The following is an 18,340-nucleotide window of genomic DNA, read 5'->3' as shown; positions in this document are numbered from 1 at the left end:
TCACTCCATTGATTAAGGCGGAATAGTGCATTCATTCTATAGACAATAACAGCAAATGATTTTCAACTCAGGCCGGCGAACGGGAAAGTCCTACCCCTGAAAACCTTTACGACGGCAGCTGACCTCGGCAAGGATCAGCCGACTTCGGCGTCTCTGAGCGCGACGATCTCGGTGCCGTTGTCGTTGGCGGCAAACTGTTCGAGTGTCATGTTGTCGAGGATAGACGCCACCGCATCGCGGACGTCACTCATCGATTTGCGCACGTGACAGTTGACCGGATCGGAACAGTCATCGCAGGCTTCGAACGCGGTGCGGCTGGCGCAGCGGATCGGGGCCAGCGGCCCGTCCAGCGTGCGGATGACCTGGCCGATGCGGATATCGGATGCTGGCCTCGAAAGCGAATAGCCGCCGCCAGGGCCCTTTTTCGAGCGCAGGATTCCGGCGTTGCGAAGCTCAAGCAGGATCGCGTCGAGGAACTTCTTCGGAATATTGTTGCGGGTGGCGATTTCGGTGATGAAGGCGGTCTCGCCGGGCTCCAGTTGAGCCAGGTCGACAAGAGCCTTCAGCCCGTATTTACCCTTCTTGGTCAACATTGCACTTCGCTTTCCTGAACACAAAGGCCGCCACGAGTCCGTTCCGCACCGACGTTGGTATCACCGGAGCCAACAGGTTGTGACGGCCGCACTGTTTCACTTAAGATGCCATACACCCAAACCGGGTCACTCTCAAGAAATTACGTAAGTTTCTGCATAGATTTTGTGAATTTTATTGTCGAATTCAAGGCAACGCAGCAAAGATTTGCTCCAAGGCCAGCTGCTTCTTCAAAACCCGCAGATGCAAAGCCGTCAAAAAAGCTTCGCAGGGATCCAATCGGCGGTGACGGCGTCACTGGCGCTGAAAGCCGGGACTTTCACCGCCAGCTCCTCGATCGTCTTCACGCCGGCCTGACGCAACGCCTCCTGGGTTAGCAAGGCCGGCTTGACCAGGATCTGTTTCGGCACATCCTGACCCGCGATCTTGAGCGCGACGGCACGGACAGAGACCGCGCCGACAACCGCCGGGTTGGTGGCAACGGTCGCCACCCAGGGACTACCCTCCTCGACGATCTCCTGGATATCGGCGGTCGAAACATCGGCGGAGTAGATCTTCAACTTTTCGGCGATGCCGAGATCCGCGGCTGCGAGCTTCACACCGCGGGCGAACTCGTCATAGGGCGCGAAGACGACCGATATGTCCGGGTTGGCGGCAAAGGCGGCCTTCGCCTGGTCGGCCGTACTGGTTGCCGTGGTGTCGCTGACATTGCCGAAGCGGGCTTTCTCGACCACATCAGGATTGTCCGTCTTGAACTTGTCCCAGACTTCGTTGCGGCGGTCGAGCGGCGCGAAGCCGGCGACATAGACGTAACCGGCCTTGAAGCTCGTGCCGTTATCCTTGACGGCCTGCTCCAGCGCCAGCCGCGCCAGTTCATGGTCGCTCTGCTCCACCTGCGGCACGGCAGGATTGTTCAGATTGACGTCGAAGGCCACTACCTTCACACCCGCATCGACCGCCTGCTGCACGACATCGCCTAGCGATTCCGGCAGGCCGTGGTCGACGACGATGCCTTGGACGCCGAGATTGATCGCCTGCTGGACCTGCTCGCGCTGTTCCGCAGCATTTTGCTTACCGGGAAAGACGCGCAGATCGATGCCGAGCGCCTTGGCCTGCGCCTCTGCTCCGGCCTGATAGGCCTGGAAGAAATCACCTGATGAAATATAGGAAATGAGCGCCACTTTCACCCCGCCCTTGTCGAACGGCGCCGGCGCGCCCTCCAGCCCTGCGGCCGAAGCACCACCTGCAAACCCAAAAGCCACGAGCGCGGTCGTCGCGCGTTTCAAACCGTACCGCATTGTCGATCTCCTGTTGATCTCAACCCTTGCAGCTGACCATCAGCCGTCGACGCCATGGTATAATCTACAATTTCTATGTACAATAAAGACATTCCAATCCCTAAGCCGCCAGAGGAACGCCTTGCTCACAACGGCCGGTCTGGCGGCAGAAGTTGCGCGGCGGGCCACCGAAGACGAAATGGCTGAGGAACGCCCTCGGATGAATATTCCGATTATTGGGAAATCTAGGGATACTTTTGCGACATATTAGCGGATGTTTGGCACCGGCTTTCGTTTGTTGCGCTGTCTTTCTCTACCGGAAATGCATATTTTTCGACCTTGATTGCCGCGCAGTGACGAATTGGTTTAGCAATGCCCCTCCTCCGCATCGACGGACTTGCCCATGCTTTCGGGCCAACGAAGGCGCTTGCCGGAGCCTCCCTTGCGATTAGCTCCGGCGAAATCGTCGCTCTCATGGGCGCAAACGGCGCCGGAAAATCAACCCTCGTCAATGCGCTTGCGGGAACGCTGGCACCCGACCACGGAACGATGACGCTCGCGGGTCGCGCCTACGCCCCCCGTTCACCGGCCGAGGCAACGGATGCCGGCGTGGTCACCGTCCATCAGTCGACAGAGCGCGTCGGCGCGCCGGGGCTATCCGTCGCCGACGCGCTGCTGCTGCATGCCTATGCCGATGGCTCGGCCCCCTTCTTCCTCAGCCGCTCCGCTGTTCGTCGCAAGGCGGCGGCCATGCTTGAGAACGCCGGGTTCGCGCTGCCGCTCGACCGGGATTTTGCCGAACTGACGGCCGCCGATCGTCAGCTCGTCGCCATTGCCCGCGCCCTGTCGCGCCAGGCGTCTCTGCTGATCCTCGACGAGCCGACCGCGAGCATTTCCGGACGGGAATCCGAGCGGCTCTATGCAATCCTGCGCCGCCTTCGTGATGAGGGCCTGGCGATCCTGTTCATTTCCCACCGGATCGCCGACCTCAATGCGCTTGCTGACCGCGCTGTCGTCATGCGCGGCGGCGCTGTCGTGGGAGAATTCGCACGACCGATCGACTTCGATCGTGCTGTCGAAACGATGATCGGCCGCCCCTTGCGCGCCGCCCGACCGGACGCCCGCGCCTTGCGCGGCGCACCGGTGCTGGAGATGGCCGGTATCCAGCTCGTTTCCGGCGGTACCCCGTTCGACCTCAATCTTCATCCGGGCGAGGTTGTGGCGGTCACAGGCGTGCTGGGTGCGGGCAAGAGCCGCTTGCTTCAGGCGATCTTCGGTACGCGAACACTTGCCGCTGGCACGATGCGGCTCGACGGTGAGGCCTACCGACCGGCAACACCCGCCGATGCGATCAACGCCGGTATCTTCATGGCCGGCGAAGACCGCCACCGCTCTTCGCTGATGCCATCCGATTGGCCGGGCAGCAATCTTGCGGCAACGATCAGCCTGCCACATCTGGCAAAGTGGTATCCGCTCGGTTTCCTCCTCGGCACCCGCGAGAAGCAGGAGGCGCAGCGCGCCATCGTTACGCTTGGCATCAAGGCAAGCGGGCCAGATGCGCCGATGAACTCGCTTTCCGGCGGCAACCAGCAAAAGGTGGTCCTCGGTCGATGGAATGCCGAGCCGAGCCGCGTGCTTTTGCTCGACGAACCGTTCCAGGGTGTCGATGTCGGCGCCCGGCACGACATCATCACCGCGATCCGCGCCAACACCGAGCGCGCCACCCTGATCGTCACGTCGGACCCGGAAGAGGCGCTAGAAGTCGCCGACCGGATTCTGATCATCGACCACCACACATTGACGCCGGCCCCGCACGCGGAGCAAACGGCGGAAGCAATCGAGGCTTGACCGGATGACGACTACCAACAGCGAGAACCAAAGCCCGGTCAGCGAACGCGTCAGCGCCGCCATCCGCGCCAGCGCCGTCTTCATCCTGCTCATCGTCATGGTCGCAGGCTTTGCGATCGCCCAGCCCGCCTATATCAACGTCAGCAACCTGATGAGCATTCTGCAGGCCGTTTCCGTCGTCGCCATCCTGGGCGCCGGCGTCACGATCACGCTCGCCGTCGGCGGCTTCGATCTGTCGATCGGGGCGGTCGCCGCCTCGAGCGTCATGGCGGCGAGCTATTCGATGATCGTCTGGGGCCTCGGCGTCTACGAGACCGTGCCGCTCGTCCTCCTGTTCGGTGCGCTCGTCGGCCTCGTCAACGCCTTTCTGATCGTGCGCCTGCGCGTGCCCGATCTCCTCGCCACACTGGCGATGATGTTTCTTCTGACTGGCCTGCAACTGATTCCGACGGCCGGGCGCTCGATCTCGGCCGGCCTGATCCTGCCCGACGGCTCGACGGCGAAGGGCGCTTACGATCCGTCGTTCCTCCTGATCGGGCGGTCGAGCTTCTTCGGCATCGTCCCCGCGCCTGTCGTCATCATGGTGCTTGTCGCCATCGTCCTGTTCGTACTGACGGAGCGTACCCGGCTGGGACGCCTGCTGTTTGCCACCGGCGGCAACGAACTGGCAACCCGGCTTGCCGGCGCTTCGGTTCCCCGCCTGAAGACGCTGGCCTATGTGCTTTCCGGCACGCTCGCCTCGCTCGGCGGCATCATCGTCGCTGCCCGCGTCGGTCGCGGTGACGTCTCGTCCGGCGCCTCGCTGCTGATGGATTCCGTCGCCGCCGCGCTCATCGGCTTTGCCGTTCTCGGCCTGCGCCGTCCCAACGTCTTCGGCACTATCGTCGGCGCAGTCTTCGTCGGCCTGCTTCTCAACGGCCTGACGATGCTGAACGCCCCCTATTACACCCAGGACTTCGTCAAGGGCGCCGTGCTCGTCGGCGCGCTTGCGCTCACCTACGGCCTTGGCCGCAGCCAGACGCGCTAGCCAACCCTTCAAACACAGTGAGGATACTGACCATGAAACATTTGACGCGCAGCCTTCTCGGCGGCCTCATCGCCGCTTCGCTGACGGCGACTCCTGCTTTTTCCGCCGGCATCGATGGCGCTCCTGCCCCGTTCGACAAGGGCGACGTCGACATCGCCGTGGTCAGCTTCCTCGGCGGCGGCGACTGGCTGCAGGCCTTCGAGGCGGGCGTCAAGCGCCAGGCGGATGCGCTTCATGTCAACCTCACCGTCTCGCAGGCGCGCAACGACAACGACACCCAGCGCAGCCTCATCGAGCAGGCGATCAATCTCGGCGTCGATGGCATCATCATCAACAATGGCCGTCCGGAAGTCCTGAAGGATGTGGCGCAGAAGGCGCTCGACGCCGGCATCAAGGTCGTCGCCTATGACGTCAACCTCGACAATCCCAAAATCCCTCAGATCGAGCAGAGCGACAAGGACATGGCCCGCCTGGTGCTGGAGCAGGCGGTCAAGGACAAGGGCGATGGCTTCGTCGGCGGCGCCGTCTATGTCGCCGGCTTCGCACCGCTCGACCGTCGTTACGCCGTCTGGAAGGATTTCGCCGCCAAGCACAACCTGACGGAGAAGGCTACCTGGGGCGTCGTCAACGACACGGTGCCGGCCTCCGTTGCCGACCAGACCAAGGCCGTCCTGACCGCCAATCCGGACATTTCCGTCATCTTCACCCCCTGGGATGAGTTCGCCAAGGGTGTGAAGCTGGCGATCGACGAACTGGGCGTTGCGAACAAGGTGAAGATCTACGGCGTCGATATCTCGACATCGGATATCCAACTGATGAACGAGCCGGATAGTGCCTGGCAGGCGACAGCCGCGACCAACGCCGCGGTCGTCGGCGAAGTCTCGGTGCGCGCGGTCTCGCTCGCAATCGCCGGTCAGTTCCCCGGCCAGTCGGTGCTGCTGCAGCCGACGCTCGTCACGCGTGACGATCTCGCCAAGGGCGAGATCAAGACGATCGAGGACTTGCAGGAGAAATTTCCGGCCTTCCGCAAGAGCGATGCGGCGACTGCCGAGTGGATCCCCACGGCCACCAATTAATTCCATTTGAAGGAAGAGCGCCGCGCTGATCGGCGCGGCGCTTTTTCAATGACAAAGACAGGAAAGACCATGAGCGGCATCGACCTTCCCACGCCCGATTTCACAAACAACATGAAACTGATCGGCCATTCGCCGATCGGCGGGCGCGGCGATGGTCTGCAACTGATGGTGCATCGCGGTTTCGCCTATGTCGCTCATCCCTGGTCCCAAGGGTTTTCCATCGTCGACGTGCGCGATCCGAAGAAGCCGGGCGCGGTCACCTATGCGCCGGCACCGGCCAACACCTGGAACATTCATCTGCAGACCCATGACGACCTGCTTCTGGTCATCAATGCGCTCGACCTGTTCGCCGACGTCGAGACCTTCGCCGACGAGAAAACCTACTACACCAAATCGGTCGGCGACACCGTCGCCGGCAGCGGCCGCAAACGCGCCTGGAGCGCCGGCATGTCGGTCTTCGACATTTCCGTTCCCGACCGTCCGCGCAAGATCGGCGAGTTGAATATAGACGGCGTCGGCTTCCACCGCCTCTGGTATGTCGGCGGCCGCTACGCCTATGCCTCGGCGCTGTTCGACGGCTTTACCGACTATATCTTCGTCACCATCGACATGGCGGATCCGACCCGGCCCGAAATCGTCGGTCGCTGGTGGCTGCCGGGCATGAACAAGGCCGCGGGAGAAGCGCCGACTGCACCTGAAGGCAAGCGCTACGCGCTGCACCATGCGCTGGTCTCTGGCGACACCGCCTATGCGTGCTGGCGTGACGGCGGCCTGACGCTCCTCGACATCAAGGATCATGCCAACCCGAAGCTGATCGCCCACCGCAACTGGTCGCCGCCGTTTGGCGGCGGAACGCACTCGCCCTTGCCGCTGCCCGGTCGCGATCTGCTCGTGGTCGCCGACGAGGCTGTGCTCGACCACGAGGAAGACGGCCGCAAGCATACCTGGATCTTCGATATCCGCGAGCCCACCAACCCGGTCAGCATCTCGACCTTCCCTATCCCCTCGGAAGCCGACTACGTCGCCAAGGGCGGGCATTTTGGGCCGCACAACCTGCACGAAAACCGGCCGGGCTCCTTCGTTTCGGAAACGCTGATCTTCGCCACCTGGCAGAATGCCGGCATCCGCGCCTTCGATATCAGCGACCCTTACCGTCCGCGCGAAACCGGCGCGCTGGTTCCAGCCGCACCGACCGAAATGACCGACCGGCGCGCGGGCCGCCCCCGCGTCATCCAGTCGGCCGACGTCTTCGTCGATGCCGCCGGGATCATCTACGCCACCGACTACAATGCCGGCCTCGCCATCATCGAATATGGCGGCTAGAGCATTTCCAGGAAAAGTGTGAAGCGGTTTTCCGTCAGGAAATGCGTAAAAAGCGTCTCCGCTTCAGACCGTGAGATGACGCCGCGCCTCGACGGTGTCGAGCGTCTCCGGCGGCCCCTCATGCACTACGGCGCCGCGGTCCATGATGTAAACATGGTCGGCGAGTTCGCGGCAGAAATCGAGATATTGCTCGACCAGCAGGATCGCCATGCCGGTGGAATCGCGCAGATAGCGGATCGCCCGGCCGATATCCTTGATGATCGACGGCTGGATCCCCTCGGTCGGCTCGTCGAGCACGAGAATGCGCGGACGGGTGACGAGCGCCCGGCCGATCGCCAGTTGCTGCTGCTGCCCGCCGGAGAGATCCCCGCCGCGCCGCCCCAGCATCGAGCGAAGCACGGGGAAGAGGTTGAAGACATCCTCCGGTACCGAACGATCGGCGCGCTTGACCGGCGCGTAGCCGGTTTCGAGGTTCTCCTTGACGGTCAGCAGCGGAAAGATCTCGCGCCCCTGCGGCACGTAGCCGATGCCCTCCTTGGCGCGGCGATAGGGCGCCATGCCTCCGAGCGTCACCCCATTGAAGGCGATCGAACCGGCGCTGACCGGATGCTGCCCGGTGATCGCCCTGAGCAGGCTCGACTTGCCAACGCCATTGCGGCCAAGCACGCAGGTGATCTTGCCCATTTGTGCTTCGATCGAAACGTTGCGCAGCGCCTGTGCGGCACCATAGTGGAGATTGATGTTTTCGACGCTCAGCATGGAGGCGTCCTTTCCCTTGGGCCGTTGGTGAGTGGCCGCTATCAGCGGCCGAGATAGTTTTCGATCACCTTCGGATCGCTGCTGACGAAATCGATCGAGCCTTCAGCCAGCACCGAGCCTTCGGCAAGGCACGTGACCTTGACCCCAAGCTCGCGGATGAAGCCCATGTCGTGCTCGACGACGACGACCGAGCGCGTCCTTGCGATCTCCTTGATCAGGATCGCCGTTTCGGCCGTCTCCGCATCGGTCATTCCGGCAACCGGCTCGTCGACCAGCAGCAGCTCCGGCTCCTGCGCCAGCAGCATGCCGATCTCCAGCCACTGTTTCTGGCCATGCGACAGGTTGGCGGCAAGATCATCGCGGCGCGCGTTGAGCCGCACTATCGACAGGATCTCTTCGATCCGCGCCTTGTCGTCCGCCGTCAGCCTGTAGAACAGCGTCGGTAAGACCCCACGGCTTCTGTTGAGCGCCAGTTCCAGATTGTCCCAGATGGTATGGCTTTCGAACACCGTCGGCTTCTGGAACTTGCGGCCAATGCCGAGATTGGCGATCTCAGCTTCATCCCGTTGGGTGAGGTCGATGTCGCCCTTGAAGAACACCTGTCCCTCGTCCGGACGCGTCTTGCCGGTGATGATGTCCATCATCGTCGTCTTGCCGGCGCCGTTCGGGCCGATGATGGCGCGAAGCTCGCCCGGCTCGATCACGAAGGACAGCGAATTGAGCGCCTTGAACCCGTCGAAGGAGACAGAGACGCCGTCGAGGTAGAGAAGGCTTTTCGGCTTGGTCTGGCTGATCGTCTGATTCATGCCCATCACTCCGCAGCCATTGGTTCAGCGACAAGGGTGTCCCGAGCGCGTTGGGCATCTGCCGCCCGGCGGTGGGCTTTGCGGCGGGCAAGATAGGCGCTCGCGGTCCCGACCACGCCCTTCGGCAGGAACAGGGTGACGAGAACGAACAGCCCGCCGAGCGCAAACAGCCAGAACTCCGGAAAGGCCGCCGTGAAGATGCTCTTGCCGCCATTGACGAGGATCGCGCCGACGATCGGCCCGATCAGCGTCCCGCGCCCGCCGACTGCGGTCCAGATGACCACCTCGATGGAGTTGCCGGGCTCGAACTCGCCGGGATTGATGATGCCGACCTGCGGCACGTAAAGCGCGCCGGCAATGCCGGCCATCATCGCCGAGACCGTGAAGGCGAAGAGCTTGATATGCTCCACCCGATAACCGAGAAACCGCGTACGGCTTTCGGCGTCGCGCACGGCGACCAGCACCTTGCCGTATTTCGAGCGGACGATCGCCGCCGTCAGCACCAGGCATAGGGCAAGCATCAGGGCGGATGCGGCAAAAAGTGCGGCGCGTGTACCGTCAGCCTGGATGTTGAAGCCGAGGATATCCTTGAAGTCGGTGAGGCCGTTGTTGCCGCCGAAACCCATGTCGTTGCGGAAGAAGGCAAGCAGCAGCGCATAGGTCATCGCCTGGGTGATGATCGACAGATAGACGCCGTTGACCCGCGAGCGGAAGGCGAACCAGCCGAAGACGAAGGCAAGCAGTCCGGGCACCACCACCACCATCAGTGCCGCGAACCAGAACATGTCGAAGCCCTGCCAGAACCAGGGCAGCTCCTTCCAGTTGAGAAACACCATAAAATCCGGCAGCAAAGGATTGCCATAGGAGCCGCGCGCGCCGATCTGGCGCATCAGGTACATGCCCATGGCATAGCCGCCGAGCGCGAAGAACGCGGCGTGACCGAGCGAGAGGATGCCGCAGAAACCCCATACGAGATCGAGCGCCAGCGCCAGAAGCGCGTAGGTCAGATATTTGCCGAACAGCGAGACCAGATAGGTCGGCACGTGCAGCGGGTGATCCGGCGCCGTCAGCAGGTTGAGGGCGGGAATGGCGATGGCAAGAGCCAGCAGTAGCGCCACAACCGTGACGATGCTGCGATCGAGCGACTTGAGCAGAAACGAGGTGATCATGCCTCCACCGCCCTTCCCTTGAGTGCGAAGAGGCCGCGCGGCTTCTTCTGGATGAAGAGGATGATGAGCACCAGAACGAGGATCTTACCGAGAACGGCGCCCGCATAGGGCTCGAGGAACTTGTTGAGGATGCCGAGCGAGAAGGCGCCGACGAGCGTTCCCCAGAGATTACCGACACCGCCGAAGACGACGACCATGAAGCTGTCGATGATGTAGCCCTGGCCGAGATTGGGCGAGACATTGTCGATCTGCGACAGCGCCACGCCGGCCATGCCGGCGATGCCGGACCCGAGAGCAAAGGTCAGAGCGTCGACCAGGGGCGTGCGGATGCCCATGGACGACGCCATGCGGCGGTTCTGCGTCACGGCCCGCATCCTCAGCCCCATCGACGTTCGCTTCAGCAGGAACAGAAGGGCTGCAAAGACGGCGAGCGCAAAGACGATGATCCAGAGCCGGTTCCAGGTGATCGTCAAGCCGCCGAGATCAAAGGCGCCGGCCATCCAGGAGGGATTGCCGACTTCGCGGTTGGTCGGCCCGAAGATCGAGCGAACCGCTTGCTGCAGGATCAGCGAGATGCCCCAGGTGGCCAGCAGCGTTTCGAGCGGCCGACCATAGAGAAAGCGGATGACGCTGCGCTCGATGGCAAGGCCGATGATCCCGGTGACGAGAAAGGCGAGCGGCAGGGCGATCGCCAGCGACCAGTCGAAGAGAGCGGGATAGGAGGTGCGAATGACGTCCTGGACCAGGAATGTCGTATAGGCGCCGAGCATGACCATCTCGCCATGCGCCATGTTGATGATGCCCATCACGCCGAAGGTAATGGCAAGACCGATTGCCGCGAGCAGCAGCACCGAACCGAGCGACAACCCGTACCAGACGTTCTGGCCGGCGTTCCAGAATGCTTGCGCCTGTTCGATGCGCTGCAGCGCGGCCTCGATATCCGGTTTCAGGCTGGCATCCGCCGATGAGCGCGCTGAGGTCAGCGCGCCAAGCGCCTCGCGGCCACCGCCTTCTGCCAGCGTCTTGATCGCCGCACGCTTGTCGTCGTCGGAACGGTCGGAAACCAGAAGCGTCACCGCGCGCGCCTCGTCGAGCGCCTTGCGCACCGTTGCGTCCTTTTCCGCGGCGAGTGCCGTCTCGATCGCCTCGAGCGCGTCGGCATTCGGCGTCTGCCGCATGGATTGCGCCGCCTTCAACCTTGCGCCCGTATCGGCGCTGAAAAGCGTCAGTCCACCGAGCGCGCCTCGAACGGCGCGCCGGACGGCGTTGTTGACCTTGATTTTCTGCAGCTCGCCCTTCGGCACTTCGCCGACATCAGAGCCATCAAGCGGATTGACTAGAACAAGGCTCGCGCCCTTCTCCGTCGTGAGGAAGACCCGGCCGTCGGTCTTTCGCGCATAGAGATTGCCCTCCCCAAGTGCCTCGAGAACCGGGATGACACGTGGATCGCCGCTCTTGGCAAGCGCGGCAATGCGATCATCGAGCTCGGCCAGCTTGGCCGTTCCGAGCGCACTGACGAGCGCGCCGAGATCGTCCGCGGCGCGCGAGCCCGTGACATGGGCTGAAACCAGCAGGCAAAGGGTGATCAACAGGGTTTGCAGAATGCGATACATCGCCCTCTCGCTTGGGTCTCGCTCGTCTGTGGCAGCGCCAGGCAGGCGCGGCCACCGCGGCATGGAATTTCGAGATCCCTTCGCCCAACGGGAGCATTGGGCGAAGGGTATGCCTGCCTATGATTTCGTCATTCAAAGGGGAGCGAGGCGTTGGCCACGACCCGGAAACTATCGTTTGGTGATGAAATCAGGAGCCCTTGCCGCCGCATTTGCCCGTGGCGACGTTGAAGTTGCCGCAGGACATCGGCGCGCGCCAATCGGCGATCAGGTCCTTGGAGTCAGGCAGGTAATCGGACCATTCGTCACCAACCACGAGACCGGGCGTTTCCCAAACCGTCTCGAACTGGCCGTCGCTCTGGATTTCACCGATCAGCACCGGCTTGGTGATGTGGTGGTTCGGCATCATCGTCGAATAGCCGCCGGAGAGATTGGGCACGGATACGCCGATCATGGCGTCAAGCACTGCGTCGGTGTCGGTCGTTCCGGCCTTCTCGACCGCCTTGAGCCACATGTTGAAGCCGATATAGTGGGCTTCCATCGGGTCGTTGGTGACGCGTTTGTCGTTCTTGGTGTAGCCCTTCCAGGTCTTGATGAACTCGGCATTGGCAGGCGTATCGACCGACTGGAAGTAGTTCCAGGCGGCGAGATGGCCGACGAGCGGGGCCGTATCGAGACCGGCGAGTTCCTCTTCGCCAACGGAGAAGGCGACAACCGGGATATCCTCGGCCTTGACGCCCTGGTTCGCCAGTTCCTTGTAGAACGGCACGTTTGCGTCGCCGTTGATCGTCGAGACGACCGCCGTCTTCTTGCCGGCAGAACCGAATTTCTTGATATCGGACACGATCGTCTGCCAGTCGGAATGACCGAACGGCGTGTAGTTGATCATGATGTCCTCGGGCTTCACGCCCTTGGAGATGAGATAGGCCTCGAGGATCTTGTTGGTCGTGCGCGGATAGACGTAGTCGGTGCCCGCTAGAACCCAGCGCTCGACGCTTTCGTTTTCCATCAGATAGTCGACCGCCGGAACGGCCTGCTGGTTCGGCGCGGCGCCGGTGTAAAAGACGTTGCGCTGGCTTTCCTCACCCTCGTACTGCACCGGGTAGAAGAGGATCGAATTAAGCTCCTCGAAAACCGGCAGGACGGATTTGCGCGAGACTGACGTCCAGCAGCCGAAGACCGCCGAAACCTTGTCGACGGAAACGAGCTCGCGCGCCTTTTCGGCAAAGAGCGGCCAGTCGGACGCGGGATCGACGACAACCGCTTCCAACTTCTTGCCGAGCAGGCCGCCCTTCTTGTTCTGCTCGTCGATGAGCATGAGCATGGCGTCCTTCAGCGTCGTCTCGGAGATCGCCATCGTTCCCGACAGCGAATGCAGAATGCCGACCTTGATCGTGTCGTCGGCCGCAAAGGCGCCGTTGAATGCCGTCGTCGACAAGATCGTTGCCAGGAAAGCGCCGGTGACGCGTGCCTTGATATTCATCTGATTGAACCCCTCTCGTTCTGATCGCCGCAACGAGGCTTCGTACCTTTTGACCGTTGCTTGAGGGATCATCCGCCAGTCGTGCTGCACTGCACATACGTCATTCTACGTAGGTCGAGGGGGCAAAGAGGAAGCTGCCGCGATATGGGCGATCCGGAGTTCACGCCGCCGTGCAGGAATTGTGCAAAGGCCATGACGTTGAAATCAACGTGCCAGTCTGGCCGCAGGATGGCTTTTCCGGCTATTGAAACATCGAAGGCCGACTGGCCATCAACAGCAGCTCAACACAGGTGAGAGATCATGAAAGCACGTATCAAGTGGGTTGAAGAGCGGACATTCGTCGGCGAGTCCGGAAGCGGTCACAAGATCGTCCTCGGGACGGCATCCGGTCCGGAAGGGCGGACGCCTGGACCAAGCCCGATGGAGCTGATGTTGATCGGCGCCGGTGGCTGCTCGGCCTACGACGTCGTTCATATCCTCGAAAAGGGTCGCGAGCCGGTCGAAGATTGCTCCGTGGAGCTCGACGCCGACCGCGCAGAAGAAGACCCGCGCGTCTTTACCCGCATCCATATGCACTTCGTGGTGAAGGGGCGTGGCCTCTCGGAAAAGAAGGTCGAGCGCGCGGTCGCCCTCTCGCTTGAAAAATACTGCTCGGCGTCAGCCATGCTCGCCAAGTCCGCGAGGATTACCCATGATTTTGTCGTCGTCGACACATCAGCAGTGAGCGGATGATCCTTTCACACTTGCTTTCGCCATCTCCGCATTGCATAAATTTCACGCACGGAATGTGCGTGCCGTGAAAATAGGCACATATGTGTCGGCAATGCTGGAGATGACGAGGCAACATGGCGGCACGCCAGCGCATCATTCCCGTTCGACGCGAATACAATCGCTGGGTCGCCGACCAGACGCTTGAAGACTATGCGCTGCGCTTCACCGCCAAGAGTGCGCGGCGCTTTTCCTCCGAGCGCATCTCTCAGACGGCGATCGGGGCGATCTCGTTCCTGGCGCTGGAGGCGATCGGTGGCGCGATCACCATGTCCTACGGCACGACCAACGCCATCGTCGCCATCCTGATCGCCAGCCTGATGATCCTGACGGTCGGCCTGCCGATCAGCCGTTACGCGATCCGCCACGGCGTCGACATCGACCTTCTGACCCGCGGCGCCAGCTTCGGCTACATCGGCTCGACCCTCACCTCGCTGATTTATGCGAGCTTCACCTTCATCCTCTTTGCGATCGAGGCCTCGATCATGTCGGGTGCGCTCGAGCTGGCGCTCGGCATACCGCTTTGGGTCGGCTACATCGTCAGCGCGGTCGTCGTCATTCCGCTCGTCACCCATGGGGTGCGGCTCATCAGCAAGTTCCAGCTGATCACCCAGCCTTTCTGGATCGTGCTCAATATCCTGCCCTTTATCTTCATCGCCTTTGCGGACTGGGAGAAGGTCGCCACCTGGCTTGCCTATGCCGGCATGCATCATGCATCCGGTCCACCGGGCACGCTCGCGCCCTTCGACCTCATCGAGTTTGGCGCCGCCTCGGCGGTGATCTTTGCGCTGATGGCGCAGATCGGCGAGCAAGTCGACTTCCTGCGCTTCCTGCCGCCCGACGGCCAGCGCAAGCTGCATCACCGCGTCGCCATCTTCCTGGCCGGCTCCGGCTGGGTGCTCGTCGGGGCACCGAAGCTTCTGGCCGGTTCGTTCCTTGTCGTGCTGGCGCTTTCCTCCGGCGTTCCGTCGACGCGGGCGGCCGACCCGGCGCAGATGTACTACACCGCCTTCGGCTACATGATCCCGTCTGAGACCGCCGCCCTCCTCTTGATGGTCGCCTTCGTGGTCGTTTCGCAGTTGAAGATCAACGTCATGAACGCCTATGCCGGGTCACTTGCCTGGTCCAACTTCTTCTCGCGCCTCACCCACAGCCATCCCGGCCGCGTCGTCTGGCTGGTGTTCAACGTGGCGATCGCGCTGCTTCTGATGGAACTCGGCATCTACAAGCTCCTTGAGGAAACGCTCGGCGTCTTCTCGATCGTCGCCATGGCCTGGCTTTGCACCATTTCGGCCGATCTCTTCGTCAACAAGCCACTCGGCCTCTCGCCACCCGGCATCGAATTCAAGCGCGCCCATCTCTACGATATCAACCCGGTCGGCCTCGGTGCCATGGCGCTTTCGGCGACGATCGCGCTGGCGGCGCATTTCGGTGCCTTTGGCGCCATTGCCGCATCGCTTGCGCCCTATATTGCGCTGCTTGTCGCCTTCATCGCCTCGCCTCTGATCGCTTGGGCGACCGGGGGCAAATATTACCTCGCCCGAAAGCCGAGACGAAGCTGGGCGAGCGAAAGCGAGATCACCTGCTCGATCTGCGAGCATCCCTTCGAGCCGGAGGATATGGCCTGGTGCCCGGCCTATGCGGCGCCCATCTGCTCGCTCTGCTGTTCGCTCGACAGCCGCTGCCACGACATGTGCAAGCCGAAGGCACGCTTCAATGCGCAGGTGGCAACGGTCGCGAACGCGCTTCTACCCGAAGAGGTAACGGCGAAGCTCACGACGCGGCTCGGGCGCTACGCCATTTCGGCGGTGCTCTCGATCGCAGGCATCGGCCTGATCCTGGCGATGATCGCGCACCAGACCGGCAACGCTTCGCCCGAGACGGCAACAGTGGTTGAGCGCACCATTGCCGTCGTCTTCTTCGTCTTTGCCGTGCTCGCCGGCATCGTCTGCTGGTTCTATGTGCTCGCCCACGACAGCCGCGTCGTCGCCGAAGAAGAATCGTCACGGCAGAACACGCTGCTGCTGAAGGAAATCGCCGCACACAAGAAGACCGATGCCGCCCTGCAGCAGGCAAAGGAGACCGCCGAGGCGGCCAATCGTGCCAAGAGCCGCTACGTCGTCGGCCTTAGCCATGAGCTGCGCACACCGCTCAATGCCGTGCTCGGCTACGCACAGGTGCTCGAGCGCGATGAAACGATCCCACCGGCCCGACAAGGCGCGATCAAGGTCATCAAGCGCAGCGCCGATCACCTCTCCGGGCTCATCGACGGACTTCTCGACATCTCAAAGATCGAGGCCGGCAAGCTGCAGGTCTATTCCAACGAGATCAACATTCACGACTTCCTCGATCAGGTCGTCGAGATGTTCCGTCCGCAGGCCCAGGCAAAAGGCATCGCCTTCGAACATCGACGCGCGCCCACCTTGTCACGCTACGTCAAGACGGATGAAAAGCGGCTGCGCCAGATCCTCGTCAACCTGCTCTCCAACGCCCTGAAGTTCACCGAACGCGGCGAGATCCGCTTCGATATCGATTATCGCAGCCAGGTTGCGACGTTTACGATCGCCGACAGTGGTCGCGGCATTGCCGAAAAGGATCTGCCGCGCATCTTCGACCCCTTCCAGCGCGGCGTGGCGGAACACCTCGGCAGCATGCCGGGTCTCGGCCTCGGTCTGACCATCACCCGCCTGCTGACGCAGACGCTGGGCGGCGAGATATCCGTGACAAGTGAACCGAACAGGGGCACGACGTTCAAGGTCCGGCTGATGCTTTCCGCCGTCGACCGGCCGGCGCCGCTCGTTGCGGTGCGCCGGATCACCTCCTATCTCGGCCCGCGGCGCACGATCATGGTTGTCGACGACAATGCCGATCACCGCGAACTGATGCGCGAAATCCTGCAGCCGATGGACTTTACGGTGCTTGCCGCCGAAAGTGGCGGGCAATGCCTCGCGATGGTCGAGGCGCTGGCGCCGGACATCTTCCTCGTCGATATCTCCATGCCTGGTATGAACGGCTGGGAACTCGTCGACAAATTGCGCCGCAACGGCCAGACGGCGCCGATCATCATGCTGTCGGCCAACATCGGCGACGGCTCGACCACCGGCGCCTTTGTCGGCCACAACGACACACTCGCCAAGCCCTTCGGCGTCGGCCAACTCGCGGACAAGCTTGCCGTTCAACTTGGCCTCACCTGGATCCATGAGGGCGAAGCGTCCGAGAAGCCGATTAGGCCAAAAGCGGGTGCGATGACGTTGCCCGACGAGCATCATGTTGAGGAATTGATCCGGCTTGGCGAGATCGGCTACGTCAGAGGCATCGAGGCCAAGCTGACGGAGATCGCGCTGGAGCCCGAACATCAGCTCTTCGTCGATGCTGCTCGCGCCTATGTCCAGGCCTTCGACCTCACGGGCTATGACGCCTTCCTGAAGAAAAAAGCGGCGAATGGAGCTGTCACCCGTGGTTGAGACTTACGATCGTCGCGACATCGTACTGCTGGTGGACGATTCCCCGGAGGCCCTCGGCTTTCTGACCGAGGCGCTGGAGCAGTCGGGCTTTTCTGTACTGATCGCCACCTCGGGCAGTGCCGCACTTTCGATTGCCGACCGGATTACGCCCGATGTCATTCTGCTGGACGCTGTCATGCCCGGTATGGACGGGTTTGAAACCTGCCTGAGACTGAAGGCCAACGCCTCCGTCGGCCAGACGCCGGTGCTGTTCATGACCGGGCTGACGGAAACCGAGCATGTGGTGCACGCCCTCGAAGCCGGTGGCGTCGACTACCTGACGAAACCGATCAACATCGATGAGCTCAGGGCCCGCATCCGTGTTCATCTCTCCAATGCCCGCTCGGCGCAAAGCGCCCGCGTTGCGCTAGACGCCGCCGGGCGCCATCTGCTTGCCGTTCGCTCTGACGGCAGTGTTCGCTGGTCGACACCGCAGGCCAACCGCCTCGTCAACGCCGCAACCGGCAGCGACGAGGGCCTTGCGACGATCGCTCGGCGCATCGCCGCCTGGATGGAAAAAACCGAGACAGGCGGCAAGCGGGAGAACAGCTTTACCCTCGAAGAGCCCGGTCAAGCGGGACTGCAGATCTCTTTCCTCGGCGCGATCGGCGCCAACGAATATCTCTTCCGCCTGACGGCCGAGAGCCGACGCAGCGACGACGAGATGCTGCGGCAGCACTTCTCGCTGACCCAGCGCGAATCCGAAGTGCTGCTCTGGATCGCCAAGGGGAAATCGAACCGCGATATCGGCGAGATTCTCGGACTGAGTTCACGCACCGTCACCAAGCATCTCGAACAGATCTATGTGAAGCTCGGCGTCGAAAACCGTGCCTCGGCGGCGGTCAAGGCGACACAGGTCCTGCACGGGATATAAGCAACAGCGTTCCGGCCGCACCGCACCTCACTCAATCGCTGCTAGCCTTCTTCGCATTTCCCTGGGCCCGAGAAGGGCGTCCGAGAATCCGGAGAGCGAAAGAGTGATGGGGATCGCCTTGCTTCCGGCGTTGCCGCCGAGTGCTCTAGCTAGGCTGAAGAACCTGTTCAGCAAACGCACGCCGCGCGCGAACACGTAGCGCGCCTATGATCGCCAGAGCGATCTG

General features: G+C 62.3%; 14 protein-coding genes. 7 read left to right on the top strand and 7 right to left on the bottom strand.

Going from position 1 to position 18,340, the window contains the following annotated elements; all coding sequences use genetic code 11:
• Window positions 1-134: 134 nt before the first annotated feature.
• Together IB264_RS08910 and IB264_RS08905 are read right to left on the bottom strand one after the other, a co-directional pair.
• Window positions 135-593, bottom strand: a complete 459-nt coding sequence (locus IB264_RS08910; protein WP_077505311.1) for an Rrf2 family transcriptional regulator — start codon at window positions 591-593, stop codon at window positions 135-137.
• A 252-nt stretch (window positions 594-845) separates the two neighbouring features.
• Window positions 846-1,889: a substrate-binding domain-containing protein gene (locus IB264_RS08905; RefSeq protein WP_192433284.1), complete on the bottom strand. Its 1,044-nt coding sequence runs from the start codon at window positions 1,887-1,889 to the stop codon at window positions 846-848.
• Between the two features lie 351 nt (window positions 1,890-2,240).
• Between IB264_RS08905 and IB264_RS08900 the strand changes: the two genes are divergently transcribed.
• From IB264_RS08900 to IB264_RS08885, 4 genes are all read left to right on the top strand, one after another.
• Window positions 2,241-3,716 (top strand): sugar ABC transporter ATP-binding protein, encoded by a 1,476-nt coding sequence (locus tag IB264_RS08900; protein ID WP_192433283.1) that lies wholly within the window; start codon window positions 2,241-2,243, stop codon window positions 3,714-3,716.
• Window positions 3,717-3,720: 4 nt separating this feature from the next.
• The gene (locus IB264_RS08895) at window positions 3,721-4,743 is read left to right on the top strand and encodes an ABC transporter permease (RefSeq protein WP_107027471.1); all 1,023 of its coding nucleotides are present in this window, start codon (window positions 3,721-3,723) and stop codon (window positions 4,741-4,743) included.
• A gap of 32 nt (window positions 4,744-4,775) precedes the next feature.
• Entirely contained in the window at window positions 4,776-5,819 is a 1,044-nt protein-coding gene (locus IB264_RS08890) for a substrate-binding domain-containing protein (RefSeq protein ID WP_113568457.1), read from the top strand.
• Between the two features lie 69 nt (window positions 5,820-5,888).
• A complete protein-coding gene (locus tag IB264_RS08885; protein WP_113568459.1) occupies window positions 5,889-7,142 on the top strand; it encodes an LVIVD repeat-containing protein in 1,254 nt (417 codons plus the stop codon).
• A 63-nt stretch (window positions 7,143-7,205) separates the two neighbouring features.
• Here the strand turns inward: IB264_RS08885 and urtE are convergent, their stop codons facing one another.
• The 5 genes from urtE to urtA all read right to left on the bottom strand — a co-directional run bounded on the left by urtE (window position 7,206) and on the right by urtA (window position 12,969).
• Window positions 7,206-7,901 (bottom strand): urea ABC transporter ATP-binding subunit UrtE, encoded by a 696-nt coding sequence (urtE, locus tag IB264_RS08880; protein WP_192433281.1) that lies wholly within the window; start codon window positions 7,899-7,901, stop codon window positions 7,206-7,208.
• Window positions 7,902-7,942: 41 nt separating this feature from the next.
• Complete coding sequence (gene urtD, locus IB264_RS08875) at window positions 7,943-8,707, bottom strand: urea ABC transporter ATP-binding protein UrtD (RefSeq protein ID WP_192433279.1); 765 nt, start codon at window positions 8,705-8,707, stop codon at window positions 7,943-7,945.
• Window positions 8,708-8,712: 5 nt separating this feature from the next.
• The gene (gene urtC / locus IB264_RS08870) at window positions 8,713-9,876 is read right to left on the bottom strand and encodes an urea ABC transporter permease subunit UrtC (RefSeq protein ID WP_107027467.1); all 1,164 of its coding nucleotides are present in this window, start codon (window positions 9,874-9,876) and stop codon (window positions 8,713-8,715) included.
• Window positions 9,873-11,489 (bottom strand): urea ABC transporter permease subunit UrtB, encoded by a 1,617-nt coding sequence (gene urtB, locus IB264_RS08865; protein WP_192433277.1) that lies wholly within the window; start codon window positions 11,487-11,489, stop codon window positions 9,873-9,875. Before urtB ends, urtC begins: the two co-directional genes overlap by 4 nt.
• Window positions 11,490-11,676: 187 nt before the next feature.
• Window positions 11,677-12,969, bottom strand: a complete 1,293-nt coding sequence (gene urtA / locus IB264_RS08860; protein ID WP_025429228.1) for an urea ABC transporter substrate-binding protein — start codon at window positions 12,967-12,969, stop codon at window positions 11,677-11,679.
• Between the two features lie 300 nt (window positions 12,970-13,269).
• On the opposite strand from urtA, the gene IB264_RS08855 reads away from it, so the two are divergent.
• From IB264_RS08855 to IB264_RS08845, 3 genes are all read left to right on the top strand, one after another.
• Window positions 13,270-13,701 (top strand): OsmC family protein, encoded by a 432-nt coding sequence (locus tag IB264_RS08855; protein ID WP_025429229.1) that lies wholly within the window; start codon window positions 13,270-13,272, stop codon window positions 13,699-13,701.
• Window positions 13,702-13,814: 113 nt separating this feature from the next.
• Entirely contained in the window at window positions 13,815-17,201 is a 3,387-nt protein-coding gene (locus tag IB264_RS08850; RefSeq protein ID WP_192433275.1) for an ATP-binding protein, read from the top strand.
• Window positions 17,194-18,114, top strand: coding sequence for a response regulator (locus tag IB264_RS08845; RefSeq protein WP_025429231.1), 921 nt, complete (start codon window positions 17,194-17,196; stop codon window positions 18,112-18,114). The genes IB264_RS08850 and IB264_RS08845 overlap by 8 nt, the downstream gene beginning before the upstream one ends.
• Window positions 18,115-18,340 lie beyond the last annotated feature (226 nt).

It is taken from the genome of Ensifer sp. ENS11, from assembly GCF_014851895.1.
In the GTDB taxonomy this organism is placed as follows: domain Bacteria; phylum Pseudomonadota; class Alphaproteobacteria; order Rhizobiales; family Rhizobiaceae; genus Ensifer; species Ensifer canadensis.
The sequence above is the reverse complement of the archived record's forward strand: the minus strand, read 5'-3'. Positions and strand labels throughout refer to the sequence as shown.

Bases quoted from the DNA above. Each gene is read 5' to 3' on its own strand.
- IB264_RS08900 (WP_192433283.1), top strand. From the start codon at position 2,241: ATGCCCCTCCTCCGCATCGACGGACTTGCCCATGCTTTCGGGCCAACG.
- IB264_RS08895 (WP_107027471.1), top strand. From the start codon at position 3,721: ATGACGACTACCAACAGCGAGAACCAAAGCCCGGTCAGCGAACGCGTC.
- urtD (WP_192433279.1), bottom strand. From the start codon at position 8,707: ATGAATCAGACGATCAGCCAGACCAAGCCGAAAAGCCTTCTCTACCTC.
- IB264_RS08890 (WP_113568457.1), top strand. From the start codon at position 4,776: ATGAAACATTTGACGCGCAGCCTTCTCGGCGGCCTCATCGCCGCTTCG.
- urtC (WP_107027467.1), bottom strand. From the start codon at position 9,876: ATGATCACCTCGTTTCTGCTCAAGTCGCTCGATCGCAGCATCGTCACG.
- urtA (WP_025429228.1), bottom strand. From the start codon at position 12,969: ATGAATATCAAGGCACGCGTCACCGGCGCTTTCCTGGCAACGATCTTG.
- urtE (WP_192433281.1), bottom strand. From the start codon at position 7,901: ATGCTGAGCGTCGAAAACATCAATCTCCACTATGGTGCCGCACAGGCG.
- IB264_RS08855 (WP_025429229.1), top strand. From the start codon at position 13,270: ATGAAAGCACGTATCAAGTGGGTTGAAGAGCGGACATTCGTCGGCGAG.
- IB264_RS08905 (WP_192433284.1), bottom strand. From the start codon at position 1,889: ATGCGGTACGGTTTGAAACGCGCGACGACCGCGCTCGTGGCTTTTGGG.
- IB264_RS08910 (WP_077505311.1), bottom strand. From the start codon at position 593: ATGTTGACCAAGAAGGGTAAATACGGGCTGAAGGCTCTTGTCGACCTG.
- IB264_RS08850 (WP_192433275.1), top strand. From the start codon at position 13,815: ATGGCGGCACGCCAGCGCATCATTCCCGTTCGACGCGAATACAATCGC.
- urtB (WP_192433277.1), bottom strand. From the start codon at position 11,489: ATGTATCGCATTCTGCAAACCCTGTTGATCACCCTTTGCCTGCTGGTT.
- IB264_RS08885 (WP_113568459.1), top strand. From the start codon at position 5,889: ATGAGCGGCATCGACCTTCCCACGCCCGATTTCACAAACAACATGAAA.